The sequence below is a fragment of the Streptomyces coryli genome (genome assembly GCF_011044975.1).
GTDB classification, from domain to species: Bacteria; Actinomycetota; Actinomycetes; order Streptomycetales; family Streptomycetaceae; genus Streptomyces; species Streptomyces coryli.
Genome location: NZ_JAAKZV010000323.1, coordinates 1 through 7,559, shown reverse-complemented (window position 1 = coordinate 7,559; position 7,559 = coordinate 1). Strand labels below are relative to the sequence as shown.

General features: G+C 70.9%; 7 protein-coding genes. 2 read left to right on the top strand and 5 right to left on the bottom strand.

Annotated elements, in window-relative coordinates; translation table 11 throughout:
* On the bottom strand, positions 1 to 639 hold a 639-nt coding region (gene proB, locus G5C51_RS37960), incomplete at its 3' end, for a glutamate 5-kinase (protein WP_165244788.1).
* A gap of 250 nt (positions 640 to 889) precedes the next feature.
* On the opposite strand from proB, the gene G5C51_RS37955 reads away from it, so the two are divergent.
* On the top strand, positions 890 to 2,971 hold the full coding sequence (locus G5C51_RS37955) for a hypothetical protein (RefSeq protein WP_165244786.1): 2,082 nt from the start codon (positions 890 to 892) through the stop codon (positions 2,969 to 2,971).
* A 65-nt stretch (positions 2,972 to 3,036) separates the two neighbouring features.
* Here the strand turns inward: G5C51_RS37955 and G5C51_RS37950 are convergent, their stop codons facing one another.
* Positions 3,037 to 3,639, bottom strand: coding sequence for a TetR family transcriptional regulator (locus G5C51_RS37950; RefSeq protein WP_165244784.1), 603 nt, complete (start codon positions 3,637 to 3,639; stop codon positions 3,037 to 3,039).
* Positions 3,640 to 3,729: 90 nt separating this feature from the next.
* Here G5C51_RS37950 and G5C51_RS37945 point away from each other — a divergent pair, with 90 nt between their 5' ends.
* Entirely contained in the window at positions 3,730 to 5,106 is a 1,377-nt protein-coding gene (locus G5C51_RS37945; RefSeq protein WP_206314760.1) for an FAD-dependent monooxygenase, read from the top strand.
* Positions 5,107 to 5,144: 38 nt separating this feature from the next.
* Here the strand turns inward: G5C51_RS37945 and obgE are convergent, their stop codons facing one another.
* The 3 genes from obgE to rplU form a co-directional block, all read right to left on the bottom strand.
* Positions 5,145 to 6,590 (bottom strand): GTPase ObgE, encoded by a 1,446-nt coding sequence (obgE, locus tag G5C51_RS37940; RefSeq protein WP_165244780.1) that lies wholly within the window; start codon positions 6,588 to 6,590, stop codon positions 5,145 to 5,147.
* Positions 6,591 to 6,719: 129 nt separating this feature from the next.
* The gene (rpmA, locus tag G5C51_RS37935) at positions 6,720 to 6,980 is read right to left on the bottom strand and encodes a 50S ribosomal protein L27 (RefSeq protein WP_165244778.1); all 261 of its coding nucleotides are present in this window, start codon (positions 6,978 to 6,980) and stop codon (positions 6,720 to 6,722) included.
* 13 nt (positions 6,981 to 6,993) lie between these two features.
* Positions 6,994 to 7,317, bottom strand: a complete 324-nt coding sequence (gene rplU / locus G5C51_RS37930) for a 50S ribosomal protein L21 (RefSeq protein ID WP_165244776.1) — start codon at positions 7,315 to 7,317, stop codon at positions 6,994 to 6,996.
* Between the last annotated feature and the right edge of the window lie 242 nt (positions 7,318 to 7,559).

The window sequence follows — 7,559 nt, the reverse complement described above, 5'->3', positions numbered from 1 at the left end:
GCCCCGCCCCACGCTCCCGATCTCGACCCCGTCGAGCTCCGCGTGATCCCGGACCTCCTCGATCCGCGACGTCCCCGCACTCTCCGGATGCCCGTCATAAAGACCGTCCACATCCGACAGCAGCACCAGCAGATCGGCCCGTACGAGATGAGCCACCAGCGCCGCCAGCCGGTCGTTGTCGCCGAAGCGGATCTCATCCGTCGCGACCGTGTCGTTCTCGTTCACCACCGGCACCGCGCCCATCGCGAGCAGCTGCTCCAGCGTCCGGTACGCGTTCCGGTAGTGCGCGCGCCGCGCCATGTCGTCCGAGGTCAGCAGCACCTGCCCGACTCGCCGTCCGTAACGGGCGTACGACGCTGTGTAGCGGGCCACCAGCAGCCCCTGCCCCACCGAGGCGGCCGCCTGCTGCCGGGCCAGGTCGCGAGGCCGCCGCGAAAGACCCAGCGGCGCCAGACCGGCCGCGATGGCCCCCGACGACACCAGGATGATCTCCCGCTCGCCGTGCTTGGCCAGGACGTCCACCAGGGCATCCACCCGGTCCGCGTCCAGGCCGCCGGCCGCCGTGGTGAGCGAGGAGGACCCCACCTTCACCACGACCCTGCGGGCCTCGGCCACATCCTTGCGTCGTACACCTGCCATGGCCGCAAATCTACGGCAGGCACGTCCTCGCCCGCCCCCGCGTTTCACCGTACGGACGGCACTAAGACCGGCGTCAACGACAAAAGTACCTTTGACCCTATTTAGCGGGGTCCCGACGGCGGAAGATTGTCTCCAGGGCTGTGGCCGTCATACGGTCAGGGGTCAATCTTGCACCGCAGCCCCCGCCGGGGCGGTTTCAGACGCAGTCCCGGCACTGTCCGACCCCCCTTCCTGCCAGGAGCTACCCCCCGTGCAGATCGCCGGAATCCTCAACCGCCGAGCCGTGCAGCTCTCGGCGCTGTTCGCGCTGCTAGCGGCCTTCGCCGTGCAGCTCGTCGGCGCCCTGCTGCCCAGCGTGCCGATGCTGATCACCGCATCAGCAGCGGGCCTCGCGCTGGATCTGTACCTCCAGCACAAGCAGCCCGGCCTGCTCTCCCTGCTCAGCAAGGTGCGCTTCGACGTACAGACGCGCCAGCTGCTGCGCGACATGTTCATCCTGCTCGGCCTCTTCCAGATCGACGGCATCGCTCCGCTGCAGGAGCAGTCGCCGATCACGGTGATGCTGCTCGTTCTGTACGGCACCCACTTCGCCAGCCAGGCGCTGGCCGTGCTGGTCCGCCGCACCCGCCAGCTGCCGATCGTCACCCGTAACATCGACGCGTCCGCGCTCGGCCTGACCGCGGGCCCGCCGCGAATCCTCGCCCGCCGCCCGAGCCACCGCCTGCTCTACGTCTCCGTGCCGGCCACCATCGGCCTGCTGCTGACCACCGCCACCCGCGACGCCGTGTGGGGCGACATCGGCCTGGGCCTGGCCCTGGCGCTGTCCCTGGGCGGCGCCGTGTACCTGGCCACCTGGCTGCTGCCGGCCAAGCGCACCGCGTCCGACGACAAGGTCCGCGAGTGGCTGAAGAGCTGGCTGGACGAGTACCGGCCGACCGTCGGCATGTACTTCTCCGGCGGCGCCTCGTCCGCGTACCAGGCGAACATGTGGCTCTCCACGCTGGCCGCCCTGGACGGCAAGCCCGTCATCATCCTGCGCGAGCGCTTCATGGTGCAGAAGATCGAGGCCACCGAGGTCCCGATCGTCTGCATCCCCAAGGTCGCCGACCTGATGATGCTGGAGCACTCCACCCTGAAGGTGCTGCTGCACCCGGCGAACTCCGGCAAGACCTCGCAGGTCCTGCGCATCCCGTCGATCAAGCACGCCTTCACCAACCACGGCGAGAGCGACAAGCTGTCGTCCTGCAACCCCTACGCCAAGGCCTACGACGAGGTCTGGGTGGCCGGGCCCGCGGCCCGCGACCGCTACCAGCTCGCCGACGTCGGCGTCGAGGACAAGGACGTCGTGGAGGTCGGCCGCCCGCAGCTGGCGCCGATCAAGCCGTACGCGGGCCCCCCGGCCAAGGACGGCTACACGACCGTGCTCTACGCCCCCACCTGGGAAGGCTGGGACGGCAACCCGGGCAACACCTCGGTGGTGCTGGCCGGCGAGAACATCGTCCGCGAGCTGCTCGCCGACCCGAAGGTCCGCCTCATCTACAAGCCGCACCCGATGACCGGCTCGGTCGACAAGCGGGCCGGCGAGGCCGACCAGCGGATGCGCGCCATGATCACCGAGGCCGCGGCGCAGCGCTCCGGCGCCCGCCCGGGCCCGGAGACCGCGGCCGCGCTGGAGAAGGCCACCGCCGAGCTCGAGCACCTGACCGCGACCGGCTTCCGCAAGGGCGCCGACGAGGTCGAGCGGATGCTGCTGCAGTCCACCGTCGAGGAGGGCCGCGCGGAGGCCATCCAGGCCGCCGTGGACGCCTGGGAGGCCGCCTTCTGGGCCTCCGTCCCGGAGTGGGAGCACCAGGTCGTCGTGGGCCCGCGCCCCGGCGTCTTCTCCTGCTACAACGAGGCGGACGTGCTGATCGCGGACGTGTCGTCGGTGATCTCGGACTACCTGTCCAGCGAGAAGCCCTACGCCGTCGCCAACACCAGCGGCAAGCCGGAGGCCGACTTCATCGCGGAGTTCCCGACGGTACGGGCCGCCACGATCCTGACGCCCGACGCGAAGCAGGTCGGCGACCTGCTGGCGTACGTCCGCGACCCGTCGCTGGACGTGCTCGTCCAGGCCCGTACGGAGCTCAAGGAGCACCTGCTGGGCCCCTCGGACCCGCCCTCCCTGGTCCGCTTCGACGCGGCGGCACTCGCGCTCCGCGACAAGGCGGAGGAGCGCGCCCGCCGCATGGAACTCCGCGGCGAGAGCGACGTCCCGAGCCAGCGCGGCGAGGAGCGCGCCGACGCGGCGGAGGAGCTCGAACTGGAGCCGGCGGAGCCCGCGGAGGTCTGATCCGCGCCCGCTGACGCACGAAACGGCCCCCCGGCAGCTGCTGCTGCCGGGGGGCCGCCGCGTTGCTACGGCTTGCCCGCCAGGCCGTGGTGCAGCAGGTTGGTGAGCAGGTCGATCGCCTCGTCGTCGGAGATGGTGCGGCCGTCGGCCGGGTTCACCACCAGCCAGGTGTACGCGAAGCCGTCGAGCAGCGCGTTGAAGGCGGAGATCTGCAGCAGCGGGTCCGGCTTGGGCTCCGGCAGCGCGTCCAGGTGGCCGATCAGGTCCGCGTCGTCCGCGGCCATGATCCGCTGCAGCCGGCGGCCCAGCTCGGGGTCGAGCATGGCGGCCTGCTTCACGGCCACCATCTCCGGCAGGTGCGCCTTGTAGAACCGCCAGCCCGCCTCGACGTGCCAGCGGATCGCCTCGATCTTGCTGAAGTCCGCCTCGTGCCCGGCGCGCTCGACCACCTCGTCGTCGGCCGCGGCGAGCAGGTCCCTGAGCAGCGCCTCGAGCAGCTCTTCCTTGCCGGCGAAGTGCCGGTAGAACGACCCTGTCGCCCGCCCGGCCGCCGCGGTGATGTCGGTGATCTTGGTGTTCAGATAGCCGCGCTCGGCGAACACCCGCCGGGCGGCCTCCTTCAGCGCGGCCTCGGTCTCCGCCGCTTGCTGCCTGCGCTTCGTGGCCACCCGTACACCTCCCGTCTTGACAGCGAACTCTATCCGGGCACAAGATGAATCCTAATTCACTGAATCTAAATTCATCCAACCGGAGGCATGATGACCGTCCTCATCGCAGGAGCCGGCCCCACCGGCCTCACCCTGGCGATCGACCTGGCCCGTCGCGGGATCAACACCCGGATCGTCGACAAAGCGACGGAATACTTCGCCGGCTCCCGCGGCGACGGCATCCAGCCCCGCACCCTGGAGGTCTTCGAGGACCTCGGCGTGCTCGACCAGGTGCTGGCGCAGAGCCTCGCCGCCCCGCCGATGAAGATCCGGATCGGCGGCGCGGACTTCGGCATCCGGCATCTGCACGAGGAGGTCGCCGCGACGCCGGACCGCCCGTATCCGAACGGCCGGATGCTCGGCCAGTCCCGCACCGAGGCGATCCTCCGGGACAAGCTCGCCGAGTACGGCGTGAAGGTGGAGTCCGGCACCGAGCTGCTCGGCTTTACGCAGAACGGGGACGCGGTCACGGCGACGCTCGCCACCGGCGAGACCGTGGTCGCGGACTATCTGGTGGGTGCCGACGGCGGCCGCAGCACCGTCCGCAAGGCGCTCGGGATCGCCTTCGAGGGGGTCACGGACGAGTCGATCAGGATGCTCGTCGGCGATGTGTCCGCGGCGGGGCTCGATCACGCCTTCGGCTACTGGTTCGCGAAGGAGAGCAACCCGATGGAGGGCATCGCTCTCACCCCGCTGTCCGGCGGCGACCAGTTCCAGTTCGCCGCGCCGCTGGTCCGCGACGGCCTCGAGGCCGATCTGGCGACGCTGCAGGCGCTGGTCGACGAGTATGCGGGCCCCGGCGCCGCCACCCTGCACCACCTCACCTGGTCGACCGTGTGGCGGTCCAATGTGCGGCTCGCGGAGCGGTTCCGCAGCGGCCGGGTGTTCCTCGCCGGCGACGCGGCCCACGTGCACCCGCCGACCGGCGGCCAGGGCCTCAACACCGGCGTCCAGGACGCGTACAACCTCGGGTGGCGGCTCGCCGACGGCCGCGAGCCGGTGCTCGCCGCGTACGAGACCGAGCGCCGCACCAACGCGCAGCGGGTCCTCGGCATCAGCACGGAGCTGCTGCACAAGCACCTGGACGGCGACGAGTCGGCGCTGGAGCGCGGCGAGAACACCCGCCAGCTCGACATCTCCTACCGCGACCCGTCCGACCCGGCCCGCATCACCACCGGCGACCGGGCCCCGGACTCCCCGCTGCTACGGGCCGACGGCACCCGGCTCCGCCTCTTCGACCTCTTCCGCGGCCCGCACGAGACACTGCTCCGCTTCACGCCGACGGCACCGTCCGCGCACCCGCACGCGGTCGATCTCTTCCGCCCCGCGGGCCGCCCGGACGGCTACGTCTCACCGGAGGCCTTCGCGTTCTACGACGCGCGGGACGGACTCGAGCTGCTGGTCCGCCCGGACGGCTACCTCGGCTGACCGGGCGGCGGGCCCGTAGAGCGGGCCCGTAGAGCGCCCTATACGGGCCCGTCGGCCCCGAACGGGTCGAAGTCGTTGTACTCCTCGTCCGCCTGCTCCGCCTCGCGGTCCTTGCGGCGCTGGGCGGCGGGGCGGGGGGTGTCGAAGCGGTTGTCCTCGCCGCGGCGGCCAAGCATCTCGGCGCCGGTGGCCATCGTCGGCTCCCAGTCGAAGACGACGGCGTCGTCGCCTGGGCCGATGGCGACCGCGTCGCCGGGCCGGGCGCCGGCCTTCTTGAGCTGGTCCTCGACGCCCAGGCGGTTCAGCCGGTCCGCCAGGTAGCCCACGGCCTCGTCGTTGGAGAAGTCCGTCTGCCGCACCCAGCGCTCCGGCTTCTCGCCCCGTACGCGGAAGACCTCGCCCTCCTGCTTCACCGTGAAGCCGGCGTCGTCCACCGCCTGCGGCCGGATGACGATCCGCGTCGCCTCCTCCTTCGGCTTGGCGGCGCGCGCCTCGTCGACGAGCTTGGCCAGCGCGAAGGACAGCTCACGCAGCCCTTCCCGGGATACGGCCGACACCTCGTAGACGTGGTACCCGCGGGCCTCCAGGTCCGGCCGGACCATGTCGGCGAGATCCTTGCCGTCCGGGATGTCGATCTTGTTGAGCACGACCACCCGCGGCCGGCCCTCCAGCCCCCCGTACTCGGCCAGCTCCGACTCGATGATGTCCAGGTCGCTGACCGGGTCGCGCTCGGTCTCCAGCGTGGCGGTGTCCAGCACGTGCACGAGCACCGAGCAGCGCTCGACATGCCGCAGGAACTCGAGCCCGAGCCCCTTGCCCTGGCTGGCCCCCGGGATCAGCCCGGGGACGTCCGCGATGGTGTACGTAACGGCGCCCGCGGTCACCACCCCGAGGTTGGGGACGAGGGTGGTGAAGGGATAGTCCGCGATCTTCGGCTTGGCGGCCGAGAGCACGGAGATGAGGGACGACTTGCCGGCGCTCGGGTAGCCGACGAGGGCCACGTCCGCGACGGTCTTCAGCTCCAGGACGACGTCGTCGGTCCGCCCCGGCTCGCCCAGCAGCGCGAAGCCGGGGGCCTTGCGGCGGGCGGAGGACAGGGCCGCATTGCCGAGGCCGCCGCGGCCGCCCTGGGCGGCGACGTAGGTGGTGCCCTGCCCGACCAGGTCGGCGATGACCTCGCCGTCCTTGCCGAGGATGACGGTGCCGTCGGGGACCGGCAGGACGAGGTCCTTGCCGTCCGCCCCCGCGCGGTGGCCGCCCTCGCCCGGCTTGCCGTTGGTGGCCTTGCGGTGCGGCGAGTGGTGGTATTCGAGCAGCGTGGTGACGTCCTGGTCGACGACGAGGATGACATCCCCGCCGCGGCCGCCGTTGCCCCCGTCGGGGCCGCCCAGCGGCTTGAACTTCTCCCGGTGCACGGAGGCGCAGCCATGCCCGCCGTTGCCCGCGGCGACGTGGAGCTCGACGCGGTCGACGAAGGTGGTCATTTTCGGGTGTCCTCCGATACGTACGGAATGCTCTAAGACGTAACACGACGAGGGCGGACCCGCTTCCCGTAGCCCTGGAGCCCGGGAAGCGCGATCCGCCCTCGCGTGGTGCTAAGTGGTGGGGCTGCCTTATTCGGCAGCGGCCGGAACCACGTTCACGACCTTGCGGCCGCGCGCGGTGCCGAACTCCACGGCGCCCGCGTCCAGCGCGAACAGCGTGTCGTCCTTGCCACGGCCGACGCCGGCGCCCGGGTGGAAGTGGGTGCCGCGCTGGCGGACGATGATTTCACCGGCCCTGACGACCTGGCCGCCGAAGCGCTTCACGCCAAGGTACTGGGGCTTGGAGTCGCGACCGTTCCGGGTGGACGATGCGCCCTTCTTGTGTGCCATGTCTCCTCAGTCCTTACTTCGCGGCCGGCGAGGGGATGCCGGTGATCTTCAGAGCGGTGTGCAGCTGGCGGTGACCGATCCGCTTCTTGTAACCGGTCTTGTTCTTGTACTTCTGGATGCGGATCTTGTCGCCCTTGTGGTGGTCGACGACCTCGGCCGTGACCTTCACGCCGTCCAGCACCCACGGGTCGCTCGTAACCGACTCGCCGTCCACGACGAGCAGGGTGGAGAGCTCGACGCTGTCGCCGGGCTTGGTGGTGGAAAGACGGTCAACCTCGATGACGTCGCCAACAGAAACCTTCTGCTGACGGCCGCCGGTGCGCACGATCGCGTACACGCGGAACTCTCTCTCTTGCTCGCGGTGGAGCCTCTGACGCTAGCCCTCGGAGCCGGGCGGGCCGATGGCCCGACTGACCCTGAGCGGCCTCTCCTGGCCGGGGGCCGGGAGGGAAGGTGGCTCAGAAGCAATCGGCATGCGCTGTTCACACACCGACGCTCTAGATTACGGGGCCCGCCACGACCAGGTCAAACCGGGTCCTGGTGGGCACGGACGACTGACGGCTGTACCCACCCACCCGC